The sequence below is a fragment of the Ornithinimicrobium ciconiae genome, from assembly GCF_007197575.1.
Classification (GTDB): Bacteria; Actinomycetota; Actinomycetes; order Actinomycetales; family Dermatophilaceae; genus Ornithinicoccus; species Ornithinicoccus ciconiae.
On sequence record NZ_CP041616.1, the window covers coordinates 1836132 to 1852293 of the forward strand.

Genomic DNA, 16162 nt, shown 5'->3' on the forward strand with positions numbered 1-16162 from the left:
GGGACTCCAGGAGTGAGTGCGGAAGTTGTCACGCGCTCGTCTGGAGCCACGAAGGGGAGCCGCGCCAGGCGACTCCCCTTCATTATACCCTATGGGGGTATCTACTTGTTCATCCCCTGACGGTCAGCCATGACCGCCACGGCCCACGACAGGTTGGCGACCGCCTCAGCCAACTTGGCTTGCGCAGCGTCACCCTTCAAAGTGAATAGTTCCCTCGCCTCTTCAGCCTCGGCTTGCGCTGCTTGGGCGAATGCGACGGGGTTTCCATTGAGTGCCATTTTTCTGCTCCTAGGCTCGTGACCGGAGGATTCCGGCCAGGTCGACCGTATCGGTGGCCCCGGACATGCCCTGTCCCACGTCCCCTCGGGGCGTGCGGCTCGCAAGGTGTGGCTTGCGGTTCAGCAGGTCGTCTATAGCGGCGTTCAGTCGTCCCAGGTCGTCGAGGTGGCCCTCGTCGAAGTCCAGGTCGCTGGGGTCGGCCAGACGGCCTGTAGCGGCCACGCGGGCGGCGTGCAGCTCGCGGGCGTAGTCCTCGGCCTTCTTGGCCTTGTCCCGGTAGGTCGCGCTCTCCTTGCGGAGCTTGACGACGTACTCACGGGGGAAGGTCTCGGGGTCGTCCTCGTCGACCTCGACCTCGGGAGTCTGCTCGTCCTCGGGCGGGTCGGTCTGCTCGGTGTCGAGGGGGATCTCGACGATCTCCTCGTCGGTCTCGACCTCGGGGTTCTGCTCGGTGATCTTGTCAGTCATGATGTTCTCCTTCTCTTAGCGGGAGACCGGCTTGACCCGGTCGACCAATATGGGGGATTGGGTGCAGTCACAGCCTTTGTGACGGGGCATGGTGTGGGTCTTGGGCCAGACTCGACCGTCGCGGTGCCACCAGGTGCAGAGCTGGCAGGTGTCGCCGTTGAGGTTGCGTGTCCAACCCTCGACCTGCGGGGAGCGGGAGATCGCCTCGGAGCGTGCGTCTGAGGCCTTCTGTAGCGGCTCGGAGCGTCCCAGGCGGCGTGCTCTGGCCTCGGGGTCCGGTGTGTCCTCCAGAGCGTCCAGCAGCGTCCCAGCGGCCCTGTTGAGCCGTGCTACGTCATCGGGTGCGCTGACCCCGACCGCGGGCACCGGGGACCGCGTGCCCACGGTGATGGTCGCGGCGACTGATAGGTCTCCCAGGGCGGTGGCGCGTCGGTTGGCGACCGCGATGATGGCGGCGATCAGGGCGGATGCCTCGGCACGGTCGATCTCGTGGTTCTGCCAGGACTGGACGACGGTCCAGACCTTGTCCTCGGTGTCGGTTGCGAGGTCGTGCAGCGTGTCCAGGTAGGCCATCAGAGCAGGGCCTCCAGGTCGACCCCGGCGGTGTCCAGGGCCTCGGCGCGGCGGGCGGTGCGGATGGCCTTGATCTCGGTTGAGTCGTAGCCGAGCCGCTGGAGCGCGTAGGTGGTGGGCAGCAGACCAGCAGCGTGCAGCTTGACGATGGCGTCGGCCTCTTGGGCGACCGAGCGGGTCGAGGGGTCGGCCCAGGAGACCGAGACCTCGACGCTCGCGGGGTCGACGCCGTGCCGGACTCCGGCCATCAGTCGGGCGACCTGTGACCAGGCTTTGCCGTAGGTGCCCTGTCGGGCCTCGGCGCGGGCGGTGAGCGCTGCCTCGGAGGCACGGATGCTGTCGGCGGAGGTCGGGTTGTCGCCGCCGATGCCGAGCAGGTGCTCGGGCAGGCCGGAGACCGCGCTGATCTGGCGCATGATGACGCCGACCGCGTTCTCGTATCCGGACAGGTCGGCACCGGGGAGCTGACCGAACTTGGTTTCGTGTTCCTCGCTGATCATCATGCGGTCGGTCTCGGGGAACGGGTTGACGACGTTCCCCTCGGCGTCCTCGGTCAGCTCGACGCCGGATGCCCAGCGGCGTGGGCGGGCGGCGTACTCGGAGGCGGTGAGCATGTCGGTTGTGAGCTTGACCAGCGCGTCGGTCAGGGAGAGGACGTCGGTCATCTCGGAGATCCCGCGGTTCACCAGACGGTCCCCGTTGCGCAGCCACACGACCGGGACCACGCCCAGCGGATTGGGGAGCGTGTCGACCTTCCGGAATCCGGTTGTCGCGCCGGTGCTCGGGGAGGTCCAGCGGGTGATCTCATCGGCTCCGTACAGGACCGCGTGGGTGCCGGTGGAGTCCTCCCAGCGCTTCACCGCTCCGGTGACCTGACGGGTCGCGGGGTCGGTCGTCACGCCCATCTGCGTGGCGGACTCGACGGTGACCCTCGGGGAGCCGTCCGGGGCGGCCCAGACGATCACGAACGTCTCACCGAGCAGCAGGGCTTCCCGGTGGGCGATGCGGTGCATGGTGTCCAGGCCGTTGGCGGTCCAGTCGGCCCAGGTGTCGGGCCGGGACAGGCCGGTCACGCGGAGCCGTTCAGCGATGGAGTCGACCAGCAGGCGGGGAATGTTCACGCTGACCGCGGAGAGTCGGTTGTTCAGCGCGGCGCGGGCCTCGGGGGATAGGAAGGTCAGCGGTTGCCGGCCCTCGTAGTAGGCGGTCAAGGTCGAGTAGGTCGCGGCCTTCTCGTCGACGCGCTGGAGCATGGGAATCAGGGCGAGGTTGGTCATATGGATCTCCTAGTTGAAGCTGGCGACACGTCGCCGGGTGGGTTTGCGGGTGGCCCTCCAGGTGGCTCTGGAGTGAGCCATGACTAGGCAGGCCGCTAGATCGATCTTTCGGGCGTTGCGGGACCGTGAGGCCTTGGACAGTCGGATGCCGCGGGCGTCCTCGGTGATGACCGCAGCGCCGACGTGAGCGGCCAACCGGGGATCTCCGGAGTGGGTCATCCGCTGGTTGATCGCGGCGGAGTACAGGTCACCCGTTGCAGCGGTCAGACGGGCGGGTGAGTGGGGGAACTCCACGACCGGCAGGCTCTCGGCCTCCAGTGCTTGCAGGGTCCGGGTCCACCGGAACGGGTCAGCGATGATCTCGACGACGTTCCACCGTCGGCAGGCGTCCCGGATGGCCTGCTCGACCTCGGAGACCGGCACCCGGTAGGAGTCGTCACCCGGTGGCCGCTCCCAGACGGCCAGCACGTCGAAGTGCGGCTCAGTGGCGACCGTGCCGAGCAGGAGAGCAGTGGTGTCGTCGGAGAAGGACCCGTCGAGGGCGAGCACGACGTCTGTGCCGTCCTCGATGCCCTCGCGGACCTCCAGGGAGTCCCAGGTGCCAGCGGGGAGGAACGCGCCGTCGGTGTCCGTGACGAACTGGCAGAGCCGAGCACGCCGGAACGTGGCCTCGCGGGTCTTCGGCGGCAGCAGAGCGACCAGCGCGTCCCGGTGCAGGAATCCGGCCTCGAGCGCGGGGTTAGCCAGGTCCCAGCAGTGCGAGCAATCAACGGGATGATGCTCGAAGCCGGCCGCGGAGAACTCTCGGAATCTCAGCGATGCATCGTCGGGGTTCTGCTCGGCGTACAGCCGGAGATCCGCTAGCACGTTGTTGTGCGGGTCCGGTCCGGGCGTGCCGATGGCGACCACGACGGACCGCTCCCGCTTGCCTTGTGCGAGCTGGACGACCTCGAAGACGTCACGGGAGATGACGCCGCTTTCGTCGCAGATTCCCATGACGATGTCAAGGCCCTCAAGCGCGGCAGGGGACGCCGGGAGCGTGCGGAACGTGGAGTCAGTGAGCGGCAGCTCCAGGCGGTCCCGGTAGACGTGGACCCGGCTGGAGAGGTCGTCGTTCAGCTCGACCATCCGGCGAGCGGCGTTGAACGCTAGACCGGCCTGCCGCTCGTCGACGGCCACGACGACGACGTTGGCACCCTCTCCCCAGCAGAACAGGACGTATAGCGCGATAGCGGCGTTCAGCGTGGTCTTCCCCGAGCCTCGGGGCAGCATGACGCCGACGGTCCTCGCGCCGGAGTCCAGGACGTCCGAGACGATGCCGCGCTGGAACTCGTGGATCTTCAGCGGCATCTTGGCCCCGGTGCCCTTCGGGGTCAGCAGGAACTTTCGGGCGAAGGCATAGAACCGTTCGGACTCGACCGCTGACCGCGGCTTGAACGGGAGCGGCACGTCCCCGTTGGTCAGGTTGCCCTTGCGGCCCACCTTCATCCCGGTACTCACCGGATCTCCTCCGATGTGAGAGCCATTCTCAACTCTGTGTGCGGCTTCGCCGGCGGTACTTGGCCCTCCGGGGCGGGTCTCCTCCGGGTGGTGTCGTCGTCCGGTCGCGCCCAGCGTCGCTCGTTCGCTCGGCCGACCGTGCATGTCATCGCGCTGCTCCCTTCTGTGAGTTGTGGGACCGACAGAGCACTTGGACGTCCTCCAGGCGGACCTCCAGGCCGATGTCGTGCCGTGCCCAGGCCTCCGGGGTGTGGTCGACGGTGAGGTCGGTGTCCGCGCATCCGGGGACCGAGCAGAACGGTTGGAGTCGTCGTGCTCGTCGGGAGAGCCGGGACCAGGCGGCGTCATAGCCTCGGGCAGATGGGGGCAGGTCGTGGCTCCTGTAGGTGGTGTGCTCGGGGCAGCGGTCGGCCTCGGTGGGGACGCCGCAGTCCAGGCAGGGGCGGAGGCTCACACGTCCTCCAGGCTGGTGGCTTGGGCCAGGAACCGGGCGAGGAAGCCGTCCACGATGTCCCGGTGTCCGCCGGCCTGGGTGAGTAGTCCTGACAGGTGGAGTCGGACCAGTGCTTGGAAGGTCATGGCGATGTCGGCGTTCTCGACGATGGCGAGGAGTCCGGGCTGGTCGTCGCGGAGTGTGGCGCGGCAGATGGCCACGGCGTCCCGGTAGTGGTCGAGGGTCATGTCGGGGCGGGGGTCGTTCATGAGGATGCCTCCTTGGTCTTGTAGTTCGTGGGGGTCCCATAGGTATGGCGGGGGGTCCCATAGAGCGCTAGGCAGCGGGGGTCCCATAGGTCTGGGCAGGGGGTCCCATAGGCCGGGTTCCCCGGCACATAGAGGGGGTGGCTGTTGCAGGGGGTAGGCCATAGAGGTTGGCTCGTCTCTTGCCCTCGACGGGTGAAGCCTTGCCAGCGACCTCTAGGACGATCAAGCCCTTGCGCTCGGCGTTGCGGATGGCGTTCTTGGTCGCTCGTTCCCCAAGTCCAAGGGCTTCTTGCACGGACCTCCAGGGCATCGGCACCCGGAGCAGTCCGCGGGCGCGTGTCTCCTCGATCGCGTAGGAGACGACGGCACGCTCGTTGTCCGTGAGATCGCGGCTCGCGTCGGCGATGACGTCCTGGAGCGCGTCTGCGCGCCGGTTGGCCTCCTCGGCCACCTCCTCCTTGTTCCAGGCGTCCGGGCGGCTCGTGCGCCACTCCCAGGCCTTGTCCCAGGCGTTGTCCATCGTGCGCTGGACTGTCTTCTTGGCGATGGGCTTGTGGCCGTCGCGGAGCCGCATCTGTCGACCCAGGTGCGACTTCGGCTCGTCGAGTAGCGCTTGCCACTCCATCGAGTCCCAGCCGCGGAGCTGGGCGCTGATCGCGGTCTTCATCAGCGCGGACCACACCGCCTTGTTGCCCTTGGCCTTGAGCGTGGCGGGGTGTACGCCGTCCCGGATCAGGTCGATCATCCGACCGGGGAGGGCGCGGTCCACTAGGCGATCCGGGGGTCATCGGGTGCGCGTCCGTCGTGGTGCTGGATACCCTCGCGGGGTATGCTTGCGGTAACGTCGCCGTCGACACCTGCGTCCAAGTAGTTGTCGCTGCCCTGGCTGGAGTTCCCGCTCCGGTCAGGGCCTTTTGCATCCTCGGTCGTCACGCGCTTGATGACGTAGCGAGGGAGAAGGTGCTCGGTCTGCCACGCCTCGGCCTCGCGTCGGGTCATCGGGACGGTGATGAAGAAGCGGTCCTTGCGGTCCCAGATGGCCCACATCAGACGGCCTCCTCGGCGTTATATTGCGCCTCCATCCAGGCGAGGACGTCCTCGCGCTTGTACATCCGGCGGCGAGGGCCAAGTTTGAAACTGCGCGGTCCGGTGTCGCCCCGGTGGATCCAGTACCTGAGTGTGGCCTCGGGGATGTGCAGGACCTCGGCAGCCTCCGGCACGGTGAGTAGGTCGTTCATGGTTCCATCCTCGTTGCTAGTCGCGGGTAACTTCGATACGTAGTCAACCACAACATCTAGTGGACATCAACTACCAACGCGTGTAGCGTGTTGGTTATGGTGAACAAGGAACGAGACCCCCGCGAGGAGACGGTCGGACGCAACGTCGTTGCTATGCGAGGGAACATGAGTCAGCAGGCGCTGGCCGAGGTCATGCGCGACCGCGGTCACAAGTGGTCGCAGGCAACCGTGTGGTCAGTGGAGAAGGGGGAGCGGCCGCTCAGGCTCATGGAAGCCAAGGATTTGGCAGACATCTTCGGCTCATCAGTGGTCAGTCTGTTCGCGCCATCGGAGGAGCGCGAACTGATCGACCAGTTGTTCCAGGAACTCGTCTCAGCGCAGAAGGTGCGGAACAATCTCGGACTCAACGTGGAGGCGTTCGTCTCGGTGAAGGGGAACCTGAAGATGCGGCTCAACCGGGCACGCGCTTTCGGTTTGGAGCGGCTGGAAGAAGCGCTCCCCGGATTTCACGTCACCATCGCGGAGGCGGATCGCATCGCGAGTCAGCCCTACAAGGACGCGATCGAGGAGTACATGGAGGAGCGATTTGGCGATTCGCATTACCTCTTGAAGGGGTTGGGCGAGGATGAGTCGCCAACTGACAACGCGCCGGGGGCGGTCGTGGGGGATCGTGCGGCGAAGTCCGGGCGGTTCGGCAAGAAGGGCGGAGCGGGAGGAAGGGCCAGCAGTGGCGAGCATCCAGAAACGTCCTGACGGGGTCTGGCGCGCCCGCTACCGGGACGACGCGGGCAAGGAGCACGCACGGCACTTCCAGCGCAAGGTCGACGCGCAACGGTGGCTGGACGAGGTCACGACGTCGGTCGTCACCGGGACCTACGTCGACCCGAAGACGGCCAAGCTGACGGTGGGGGAGTGGTGCGACCTGTGGCTAGTCGGCTACGGCACCAGGCGGGCATCGACCGTCCGGCAGGCCACCGTTCACGTGAAGGTCATCAAGGAGCACTTCGGCACGACCAGGCTCTCGGCGGTGAAGCCGTCAGACGTCAAGAGCTGGACGGTCCAGCTCCGACAGACCTACGCGCCGTCGACGACGTATGCGATCTATCGGCGGCTGGCCCAGGTCATGGGTGACGCCGTGCATGACGGCATCATCCCGCGGTCGCCGTGCTCCAGGAGGACCGCGCCGGCCCAGGGTCAGCAACGGCCCTACGTTGCCACCACAGATCAGGTCTGGGGCCTCTATGACGCCTTCCCTGCTCACCTGCGGCCCGCGGTGCTCCTCGGTGCGTTCGTCGGTCTGCGGGTCTCGGAGGCCGCGGCCCTACGGGTCTCCGACGTCGACTTCATGCGCGGCATCGTGTCGCCGGAGATCCAGTATCCGAGCGAGCCGCTGAAGACCGAGATCTCCAGGACGCCGGTGCCGATCCCCAACGAGCTGGCGCTGCTGCTGTCCAGGAATGTGGAGACCTTCGGTGCCACGACGGTGGTCACCAACGAGATTGGACGGGCGACCTCACCTTGGGCGATCGAGCGGGCGATGCGTGCCCACCGTGGCGACGTCGAGGGCCTGCCGGACGGGTTCAGGTTCCACGACCTGCGGCACTATCTAGCAAGCCTGCTCATCGGCAAGGGGTTGGACGTGAAGGTCGTTCAGACGCGCCTCCGGCACGGCAACGCGACGACGACGCTCAACACTTACGGTCATCTGTGGCCGGATGCAGACGAGTCCGCACGCTCTGCCGTCGCGGACGTTCTGGCAGCTCGTGCGGACTCGTTGCGGACTCTGGAGGCCTGACAGGCCTCTGACCTGCGAGTTTGCTTAGATGTCGAAGTACATCTCGAACTCGTGCGGGTGGGGACGCAGACGGATCGGGTCGATCTCGTTCTTGCGCTTGTAATCGATCCAGGTCGCGATGAGGTCCTCGGTGAAGACGTCGCCCTCGGTGAGGTAGTCGTGGTCGTTCTCCAGCGCGATCAGCACCTCCGGCAGGGAGGTGGGCAGCTGCTCGATGTTCTCCATCTCCTCCGGGGGCAGCTCGTAGAGGTCCTTGTCCACCGGCTCCGGCGGCTCGATCCGGTTGCGGATGCCGTCCAGGCCGGCCATCAGCTGCGCCGCGAAGCACAGGTAGGGGTTGGCCGACGGGTCGGGCACGCGATACTCGACCCGCTTGGCCTTGGGGGAGTTGCCGGTGATCGGGATGCGCACGCACGCCGAGCGGTTGCGAGCGGAGTAGACCAGGTTGATCGGCGCCTCATAGCCGGGGACCAACCGGTGGTAGGAGTTCATCGAGGGGTTGGTGAAGGCCAGCAGCGAGGGACCGTGTGAGAGCAGGCCACCGATATACCAGCGGGCGATGTCCGACAGTCCGCCATAGCCGCTCTCGTCATAGAACAGCGGCTCGCCGTCCTTCCACAAGGACTGGTGCGTGTGCATGCCCGAGCCGTTGTCGCCGAACAGCGGCTTGGGCATGAAGGTGGCGGTCTTGCCCCGCGCCCAGGCGCTGTTCTTGATGACGTACTTGAACTTCATCAGGTCGTCGCCCGCGTGGAGCAGCGTGTTGAACCGGTAGTTGATCTCCTGCTGGCCCGCCGTGCCCACCTCGTGGTGCGAGCGCTCGACCTCCAGACCGACCTGTGCCATCTCCAGGCACATCCGGTCGCGGATGTCGGCGAAGTGGTCCACCGGAGGGACCGGGAAGTAGCCGCCCTTGTAACGGGTCTTGTAGCCGCGGTTGCCACCCTCCTCGGCACGGCCGGTGTTCCAGGCTGCCTCGATGGAGTCGATGTGGTAGTAACCGCCCGAGGGGCCGGTGGAGAAGCGCACGTCGTCAAAGACGTAGAACTCGGCCTCGGCGCCGAAGTAGGCGGTGTCGGCGATCCCCGTGGAGGCGAGGTACTCCTCGGCCCTCGCCGCGATCTGGCGCGGGTCGCGCTCGTAGGGTTCGTCGGTGAAGGGGTCGACGATCGCGAAGTTCATGATGAGGGTCTTCTCGACCCGGTAAGGATCGATGTAGGCCGTCTTCGGGTCCGGGATCAGCTTCATGTCCGACTCGTGGATGGACTTGAAACCGCGGATGGAGGAGCCGTCGAACATCTGGCCGGCGGTGAAGGCCTCCTGGTCGAAGGAGACTGCTGGCACGTTGAAGTGCTGCATCACGCCGGGCAGGTCACAGAACCTGATGTCAATGAACTTCACATCCTCGTCCTTGATGAAGGCGAGGACCTCCTCTGCACTGGTAAACATCCATCCTCCTGGTTGCCGCGCGGGGTGTCGGGATCCCGCATGCGCTTGACGATAGGTCGGACCGGTTTCCTGGCCGTCACCCGGATGTTTCGCCCGTGTTACGCGGGTTACGCTGCTGGGATGACCGACACAGCCTATCCGGGTGACACCCTGGGACTGCCGGAAGACGGGCCGGGATCGGTCGGGACCTTTCCGCGACGGCTGGTCGCGATCCTGATCGACTGGCTGGCCTGCACCTTTATCGCGCTGGCAGCTCTCGGGGTGCGCTGGGGCGAGCTGACCGGCACCGAGTCCCTGCTCCCGCTCGGCCTCTTCGCCCTCGAGAATCTGCTCCTGGTCGGCACCGTGGGCTACACCCTGGGTCACCGGATCCTCGGGCTGCAGGTGCACCACCTCGAGGGTCTGCGTGCCGGACGACCGAGTATGCCGGGACCCAAGGCAGCGCTGATCCGCACCGTCCTGCTGTGCCTGGTGGTGCCCGCCTTCATCATCGACCGCCACGGTCGCGGCCTGCACGACCGGGCGGCCGGCACCGTCATCCTGCGGAGCCGGTAGCCACCGGACCGGTCCCTGGTGCCTCCTGCTCGGCCGCCGTCATCCCCGACCCTGTGCACGGGGTTGAGAAACTCAGCGGCCGCGCAGCGCCCGCCGGTCCATCCGTGCCTTGCGCGGGTCGACCCCGGCCGGCAGCGGAGGCTTGGAGGCACCAATCGCCTTGAGGCGCTTGTGCACGACGACCGCCTCCTCCTTGGTGATGCTCTTGTCGAGCTTCTTCATGGCCTTGACGATCTTGGACAGCCGGATCTCACCCTCGCCGCGACCGATGCGCAGGACGTGGACCGGCACCTCATCTCCGACGATGCGGGTGACCCTGCGGCGCTCGCTGTCTACGAGGCGCTTGGCGCCCGCTGATGGACCCTCGCTCAGCAGCACCACGCCGGGGCGACCGACGGCGCGAAAGACCATCGCCGCGTTGTGCAGGTCGCGCATGCCGCGCACCTTGCCGCTGGCCTCGGCGGCGACCGGCTCCTGGTCGTAGTACCAGCCACGGCGCAACGTCCCCATGACCGCTGAGGTGGCTCCGGGCTGGCCCTCGATCTGACTGAAGGCAGCTTGCTCCGCCTTGCGGGCGAGCACGAAGAGCGCGGCCAGGAGTGCCAGCGGCAGGCCGATGATCATGCAGTAGATGACCATGTTGAGCCACAGGCCGACCAGCAGTGCGAGGAGCAGCACTGCCAGCCCCGCCAGCAGCATCCACCACATCGCGGCGGGGTCCTGCTTGCGGGTCATGGTCCAGACCTGCTTGAACTGTGCCCACCTCCCGGGGTTGTTCGGGTCCCGGGGCTTCTTGTTCTTGCGGCCGAACCGTCTCTTCTTGGGTTCGGTGGTGCTGTTCTTGGCGGACATAGGGATCAGGATACGTTGGCTTGCGCCCGGGACAGCAGCGACGAGGCCTCCTGCCGGGCCGGGTCGCTCGCTGCCTGGTCCAGGTGCGAGAGGTGCTCGGGGATCGGGCGGCCCCACTTGTGCATGGCCTGGGCGTACAGGCGCCCCGCTCGGTAGGAGCTGCGCACCAGCGGACCAGCCATGACGCCCTTGAATCCGATCTGCTCGGCCAGGTCGGACCAGTGCACGAACTCCTCGGGCTTGACCCACCGGTCGATCGGGTGGTGCAGCTTGGAGGGGCGCAGGTACTGCGTGATGGTCAGGATGTCGCAACCCGCGTCGTGCAGGTCGTGCAGGGCCGCCTCGACCTCGTGGTCCTCCTCGCCCATGCCCAGGATCAGGTTGGACTTGGTGACCAGGTCGGCCTCACGGGCCATGGTGAGCACGTGCAGCGACTTGTCGTAGGTGAAGGCCGGACGGATCCGCTTGAAGATGCGCGGCACCGTCTCCAGGTTGTGAGCGAAGACCTCGGGGCGCGCGTCGAAGACTTGGGAGACCAGCTCGGGGACGGCACCGAAGTCCGGCGGGAGGATCTCGACCCCGGTGTTGGGGTTGAGGAGATGGATCTGACGAATCGTCTCGGCATACAGGCTGGCAGCGCCGTCGGGCTGGTCGTCACGGGCGACGCCGGTGACCGTGGAGTAGCGCAGGCCCATCTGCTGGACCGACTCGGCCACGCGGCGCGGCTCGTCGAGGTCCAGGGCGCGGGGCTTGCCCGTCGCGATGTCGCAGAAGTCGCAGCGGCGGGTGCAGATGTCGCCACCAATGAGGAAGGTGGCCTCCCGGTCCTCCCAACACTCAAAGATGTTGGGGCAGCCAGCCTCCTGACACACGGTGTGCAGCCCACCGGACTTCACCATGCTGTGCAGTTCCTGGTACTCCGGCCCCATCTTGGCGGTGGTGCGGATCCACTCGGGCTTGCGCTCGATGGGAGTCTCTGCGTTGCGGGCCTCGACGCGCAGCATGCGGCGACCTTCGGGTGCGACAGTCACTCGTTCCCTTTCTGTGCAAGCAAACAGGTCTTGCAGACGATTGGTCCGGTCAGCCTAGTCCCGGCCAGGACCGGGGGCACGGTCGGCCTCGTAGTCCTCCGGGTCGAGCGTCGTCACCCCGCAGCCGGGAGTTGCCCGGCATTGGGGGAGAGACAATTGTGGTCGTCTCGGATTTGTTATAGAGCAAGTAGAACTATATGATCGGGTGGTGCTCATCCGCATCGACCCCAGAGCGACTGAGCCGATCTATGTCCAGATCGAGCGCGAGGTCCGGCGAGCGATCGCGGCCGGCGAGGTCAGTGCGGGGGACCGGCTCCCGGCTGCCCGTGACCTGGCGTCCTCGCTCGAGGTCAACATGCACACCGTGCTGCGGGCCTACACCGAGCTGCGCGAGGCCGGCGTGATCGACCTCAGGCGAGGCCGCGGTGCCGTGGTCCTCCCGCAGGAGGCCACCGCCCCAGAGGTGACCCGAGCGGTCGCCGACCTGATCGAGACCGCGCGGCGGCACGGCATACCCCTGTCCCAGCTGCACCAGGCCCTTGATGAAGGAGCACAGCCATGACCATCTCAACCACCGACGAGCGGCGTGTCGCCCGCGCGCACCTGACCGCGACGATCCTGGTCACTGCCCTGAGCGCCGTGCTCCTGCTGAGCATCATGCTGCTGGTCGCCGGTGACCTGCCGGACCGGCTGGCCACCCACTTCGACGTCTCGGGAGTGCCTGACGACGACATGGCGAGCGCGATGGCCATGGGGATGTTCGCACTGGTCGGGATCGGGCTGCCGGCGCTGCTGATCGGCATCTTCGCCACCACCCAGTGGTGGCGGGGTGACGGGGCGCGCGCGTTCAGCGGGCTCCTGGCCGGACTGCCCGTCGGGCTGACCACACTCTTTGTCGGCCTCGTGCTGGCCAACCGCGGTGCCGCCGCCCCGGACGAGGTGCGGCTCAGCCCGTGGCTGATGCTGCTCTCGGCCCTGCTCGCCATCGCGGTGGGCATGGTCGTGGCGTGGGTGGTGCCGCGCGGCCTCCCACGCCCCGCTCCGGAGGCTGTGACACCGGTGGTCCTCGCACCGACCGAGCGGGCCTCGTGGTTCGGTCGGGTGGAGATGGGGCGGCTGCCGCTGCTGGCGATGTTGGGTGCGGTGGTGGTCCTGGGGATCGCCACGCTCGTCAGTGGGATCTGGTGGCTCTGGCTCATCACGGCTCTCGTCGCGCTCCTCATGGTGGCGGTGACCAGCTTCGTCGTGACCGTCGACGGCTCCGGGGTGACCTGGCGGTCCGCGGTCGGCCTGCCACGGGGGCATATCGCTCTGGACCGGATCACCGACGCCGGTGTGGTGGACGCCTCCCCGGCCGAGTTCGGCGGGTATGGGCTGCGGATGCGGCCCGGTGCCCTCGGCCTGGTGACCCGCAGTGGCAGCGCCCTGCAGGTCACGCACGGTCGCCGCCGGTTCGTCGCCACGGTGGACGATGCGGCGACCGGCGCGGGCCTGTTGCTGGGCTATCTGGAGATCGGCCGACACGCCACTGACCAGCACTGATGCCAGGCCGTGGAACAGCGAGCCACAAGCACCTGTTGTCGCCAGTGAACCCAACGACTCACCTGACGGAGGTTTTGCATGTCCCGCATCGCAATCATTGGTGGCCACGGCAAGGTGGCGCTGCACCTGGCGCGCCAGCTCAGTGACCGCGGCGACGAGGTGACCTCGATCGTGCGCAACCCTGACCATGAGGCTGACGTCACCCAGACCGGAGCCACTCCGTTGGTGCTGGACATCGAGAAGGCGGACGTGGACTCCCTGGCCCAGGCGCTGCAGGGCCAGGACGCGGTGGTCTGGTCGGCCGGTGCCGGCGGGGGCGACCCCGAGCGCACCAAGGCCGTCGACCGTGACGCCGCGATCGCCTCGATGGACGCCGCGGCCAAGGCCGGGGTCTACCGCTACGTCATGGTGTCCTATCGCGGAGCCGGCAAGGACGAGATCCCTGCCGACAACCCCTTCAGCACGTATGCCGAGGCGAAGGCTGCCGCGGACGCTCACCTGCGCGCGACGGGCCTGCAGTGGACGATCGTGGCGCCCGGCGCGCTCGACCTCGAGCCGGGGGCCGGGACGATCCACCTGGACCGCAACTATGACCGGGCCAACGACGACACCAGCGTCTCGCGGGAGGACGTCGCCAGCGTGATCGCGGCCCTCCTGACCGACGAGCGCACCGTGGGCAGCACCTACGAGTTCGTCGGTGGCAGCACCCCGATCGGCGAGGCGCTCGGCACCCACTGACCGAGTGGCGCCGTGTGGCGCCCCTGCGGGTGACTGGACGCCTGGGTCTGGGGTCAGTTGACGTCGCGGCGGCGGAAGACCAGCCAGGACGCGAGGATTATCACTGCGCCGACGACACCGATGACCAGGGCGCCCTGCTCGAGCGAGATGCGCGTGATCACCTCGCGGCAGTTGCCCTCGAATCCCTCGTCGCACACCCAGGTGTGCATCTCGTGGCCGTCGTTGACCCAGGCGATGAGGTTTTCACTGAGCAGATACTTTGCCCAGTCCGGGAACAGCGCGCGCACCATGTTTTCCGCGACGAGCATGTAGCCGATGACGATGCCCAGCACCGCCCCCGTGTGCCTCAGGAGCAGGCCGGCAGCAGCGCCGACCATGCCGAGGAAGACCGCCAGCAGCACGATCCGCGCGCTCATCCACCCCAGGTCGGCCCACTGGGCCGCGGTGACCGCGTCGTCCACGCCCCTCATCCGAAAGATGAGGGGGATGCCGCCGAGGATCAGGGCCAGGAAGAGGGCGGTGATCGGGATCGCGACCAGTCCCGAGGCGAGCACCTTGCTGCCGAAGACGCGATCACGGCGCGGCTCAAAGGTCAGCCAGGTGCCCAGGGTCCGGTGGGCCAGCTCGGCGGCGGTCGCGGTCGAGCCACCGAGGAGGACGAGGAAGAACACCAGGGTCCCGGTCTGCTGCAGGTTCATCGTGTAGAGGTCGACCATCGACGGCGGCCCGTAACTTGCCAGCATCTCCTCGAAGGTCGGCTCGGGCCACTCACACCCGAAGTCGAGGGTGGCGTCCCCTGTCCGCTCGCGCTCAGCCTCCTGGTCCTCAAGACACTGGGAGATGAACTCCTCGTCGTTGAACTCCTGCTGGGACTCCCAGTCCTCGTGTGCCATCTCGAAGTCCGCGCGTGCCCGGTCCTCAAAAGCAGACAGCGGCTGGACGCTCTGCCACAAGCCCCAGAAGACCAGGGCCGAGACCGCCAGGATGGCCAGCACCGACAGGTGCACGATCTTGCGGGAGAGGATGCGCCGCAGCTCGACGCGGGTCAGCTGGGTCATCGGCCGCCCTCCTCGTCTGCGGAGTGAGGGGTATGCCGTGCGTCAGGTGGCGGTGGAAGGCCGCCACCCGGTGCGCTCGGCGGGGGTGGGAGGCCGCCACCCGGTGCGCTCGGCGGTGGTGGGGTGGAGGCGCCGAGCTGGTCGTCCTGGGTCAGCTGCAGGAAGGCGGACTCCAGGTCGCGGCGGGCGGGGACGAGCCGGTCGACATACAGACCTTGGGCCGCCAGGGCGCGGGTGATGTCGGCGGGACGGTCGACGCCGCTGACGCGCAGGCCATCGGCGGTCAGGTCGGCGGTCATCCCGACCCGACGCAGGACGGCGACCGCGGCCTCGGGGCTGTCGATGCCGACGTCGACACCGCCGGCGCCGGCCTCGTTGATGAGATCGGCGACCGCGCCCTGGGCCACCACCTGGCCGCGCCCGATGATCGAGACTGTGTCGGCGATCTGCTCGATCTCGGAGAGGATGTGACTGCTCACCAGCACGGTGCGGCCCTCCGTGCCCAGGCGGCGCATCGTCTCGCGGATCTCCCGGATGCCGGCCGGGTCCAGGCCGTTGGTGGGCTCGTCGAAGATCAGCAGATCGGGGGACTTCAGCAGTGTCGCGGCGATCGCCAGACGCTGCTTCATGCCCAAGGAGTAGGCAGCGAAGCGGTCGTCCCCACGGTCGGCCAGCCCCACCTCCTCCAGCACCTCACCAACGCGCTGCTGAGGGGTGCCGATGGCGTCGGCCAGCAGACTCAGGCTCTTGCGCCCGGTGAAGGTCGGATAGAACTTCGGGCTCTCCACGATCGCGCCGACGCGGCCGATGACGTGCGGCAGGCGCTGCGGCACCGGCTGGCCAAAGATGTGCATGGTGCCGCTGTCCGCCCGCAGCAGCCCCAGGAGCATGCGGATGGTCGTGGTCTTGCCCGAGCCGTTGGGCCCCAGGAAGCCGTGGACACCTCCGGCGGGCACGTCCAGGTCCAGGCCGTGGATCGCCACCCGGCGGCCACGGACTCCCGCGAAGGTCTTGCGCAACCCCCGGGTCGCGACGGCGAGCCCATCATCGGCAGCCAACTCCACGGCATACTCCCCTCGGCGCGCGGCCGCACGAGAGGGGCCGA

21 protein-coding genes are annotated in these 16162 nt (G+C 67.6%); 6 read left to right on the top strand and 15 right to left on the bottom strand.

The features are described 5' to 3' along the window. Positions 1–101: 101 nt before the first annotated feature. The 10 genes from FNH13_RS19040 to FNH13_RS08370 all read right to left on the bottom strand — a co-directional run bounded on the left by FNH13_RS19040 (position 102) and on the right by FNH13_RS08370 (position 6037). A complete protein-coding gene (locus FNH13_RS19040; RefSeq protein ID WP_165700063.1) occupies positions 102–278 on the bottom strand; it encodes a hypothetical protein in 177 nt (58 codons plus the stop codon). 10 nt (positions 279–288) lie between these two features. Further along, positions 289–747 (bottom strand): hypothetical protein, encoded by a 459-nt coding sequence (locus FNH13_RS08330; RefSeq protein ID WP_143783024.1) that lies wholly within the window; start codon positions 745–747, stop codon positions 289–291. 15 nt (positions 748–762) lie between these two features. Further along, on the bottom strand, positions 763–1320 hold the full coding sequence (locus FNH13_RS08335; protein ID WP_143783026.1) for a hypothetical protein: 558 nt from the start codon (positions 1318–1320) through the stop codon (positions 763–765). Next, a complete protein-coding gene (locus FNH13_RS08340) occupies positions 1320–2597 on the bottom strand; it encodes a phage portal protein (RefSeq protein ID WP_143783028.1) in 1278 nt (425 codons plus the stop codon). Before FNH13_RS08340 ends, FNH13_RS08335 begins: the two co-directional genes overlap by 1 nt. Positions 2598–2606: 9 nt before the next feature. Then, positions 2607–4097 carry a terminase large subunit domain-containing protein gene (locus tag FNH13_RS08345; protein WP_202878905.1) on the bottom strand — a complete coding sequence of 497 codons (1491 nt, stop codon included), beginning with the start codon at positions 4095–4097 and terminating at the stop codon, positions 2607–2609. A 145-nt stretch (positions 4098–4242) separates the two neighbouring features. After that, on the bottom strand, positions 4243–4551 hold the full coding sequence (locus tag FNH13_RS08350) for a hypothetical protein (RefSeq protein WP_143783029.1): 309 nt from the start codon (positions 4549–4551) through the stop codon (positions 4243–4245). After that, positions 4548–4799, bottom strand: a complete 252-nt coding sequence (locus FNH13_RS08355; protein ID WP_143783030.1) for a hypothetical protein — start codon at positions 4797–4799, stop codon at positions 4548–4550. Before FNH13_RS08355 ends, FNH13_RS08350 begins: the two co-directional genes overlap by 4 nt. Before the next feature lie 67 nt (positions 4800–4866). Further along, positions 4867–5568, bottom strand: a complete 702-nt coding sequence (locus FNH13_RS08360; protein ID WP_143783031.1) for a hypothetical protein — start codon at positions 5566–5568, stop codon at positions 4867–4869. Next, entirely contained in the window at positions 5568–5846 is a 279-nt protein-coding gene (locus FNH13_RS08365) for a hypothetical protein (protein ID WP_143783032.1), read from the bottom strand. Before FNH13_RS08365 ends, FNH13_RS08360 begins: the two co-directional genes overlap by 1 nt. Continuing rightward, entirely contained in the window at positions 5846–6037 is a 192-nt protein-coding gene (locus tag FNH13_RS08370) for a helix-turn-helix transcriptional regulator (RefSeq protein WP_143783033.1), read from the bottom strand. Before FNH13_RS08370 ends, FNH13_RS08365 begins: the two co-directional genes overlap by 1 nt. Before the next feature lie 96 nt (positions 6038–6133). On the opposite strand from FNH13_RS08370, the gene FNH13_RS19535 reads away from it, so the two are divergent. Beyond that, a complete protein-coding gene (locus tag FNH13_RS19535) occupies positions 6134–6790 on the top strand; it encodes a hypothetical protein (RefSeq protein WP_228266658.1) in 657 nt (218 codons plus the stop codon). Next, positions 6765–7832, top strand: a complete 1068-nt coding sequence (locus tag FNH13_RS08375; protein WP_228266659.1) for a tyrosine-type recombinase/integrase — start codon at positions 6765–6767, stop codon at positions 7830–7832. The genes FNH13_RS19535 and FNH13_RS08375 overlap by 26 nt, the downstream gene beginning before the upstream one ends. Positions 7833–7856: 24 nt before the next feature. Here FNH13_RS08375 and glnA read toward each other — a convergent pair whose 3' ends face one another. Further along, positions 7857–9281, bottom strand: coding sequence for a type I glutamate--ammonia ligase (gene glnA, locus FNH13_RS08380; protein WP_143783035.1), 1425 nt, complete (start codon positions 9279–9281; stop codon positions 7857–7859). 120 nt (positions 9282–9401) lie between these two features. Between glnA and FNH13_RS08385 the strand changes: the two genes are divergently transcribed. After that, positions 9402–9836 carry an RDD family protein gene (locus tag FNH13_RS08385; protein WP_143783036.1) on the top strand — a complete coding sequence of 145 codons (435 nt, stop codon included), beginning with the start codon at positions 9402–9404 and terminating at the stop codon, positions 9834–9836. Between the two features lie 72 nt (positions 9837–9908). On the opposite strand, the gene FNH13_RS08390 is transcribed toward FNH13_RS08385, so the two are convergent. Then, the gene (locus tag FNH13_RS08390; protein ID WP_143783037.1) at positions 9909–10688 is read right to left on the bottom strand and encodes a DUF4191 family protein; all 780 of its coding nucleotides are present in this window, start codon (positions 10686–10688) and stop codon (positions 9909–9911) included. Between the two features lie 5 nt (positions 10689–10693). Continuing rightward, complete coding sequence (lipA, locus tag FNH13_RS08395) at positions 10694–11746, bottom strand: lipoyl synthase (protein WP_407669974.1); 1053 nt, start codon at positions 11744–11746, stop codon at positions 10694–10696. 181 nt (positions 11747–11927) lie between these two features. On the opposite strand from lipA, the gene FNH13_RS08400 reads away from it, so the two are divergent. From FNH13_RS08400 to FNH13_RS08410, 3 genes are all read left to right on the top strand, one after another. Beyond that, positions 11928–12281 carry a GntR family transcriptional regulator gene (locus FNH13_RS08400; RefSeq protein WP_143783039.1) on the top strand — a complete coding sequence of 118 codons (354 nt, stop codon included), beginning with the start codon at positions 11928–11930 and terminating at the stop codon, positions 12279–12281. Continuing rightward, entirely contained in the window at positions 12278–13261 is a 984-nt protein-coding gene (locus FNH13_RS08405; RefSeq protein WP_143783040.1) for an SdpI family protein, read from the top strand. Before FNH13_RS08400 ends, FNH13_RS08405 begins: the two co-directional genes overlap by 4 nt. A gap of 78 nt (positions 13262–13339) precedes the next feature. After that, positions 13340–13999, top strand: a complete 660-nt coding sequence (locus FNH13_RS08410; protein ID WP_143783041.1) for an SDR family oxidoreductase — start codon at positions 13340–13342, stop codon at positions 13997–13999. Between the two features lie 53 nt (positions 14000–14052). Here FNH13_RS08410 and FNH13_RS08415 read toward each other — a convergent pair whose 3' ends face one another. Beyond that, the gene (locus FNH13_RS08415) at positions 14053–15057 is read right to left on the bottom strand and encodes an ABC transporter permease (RefSeq protein ID WP_143783042.1); all 1005 of its coding nucleotides are present in this window, start codon (positions 15055–15057) and stop codon (positions 14053–14055) included. Further along, complete coding sequence (locus FNH13_RS08420; protein ID WP_143783043.1) at positions 15054–16121, bottom strand: ABC transporter ATP-binding protein; 1068 nt, start codon at positions 16119–16121, stop codon at positions 15054–15056. Before FNH13_RS08420 ends, FNH13_RS08415 begins: the two co-directional genes overlap by 4 nt. Positions 16122–16162 lie beyond the last annotated feature (41 nt).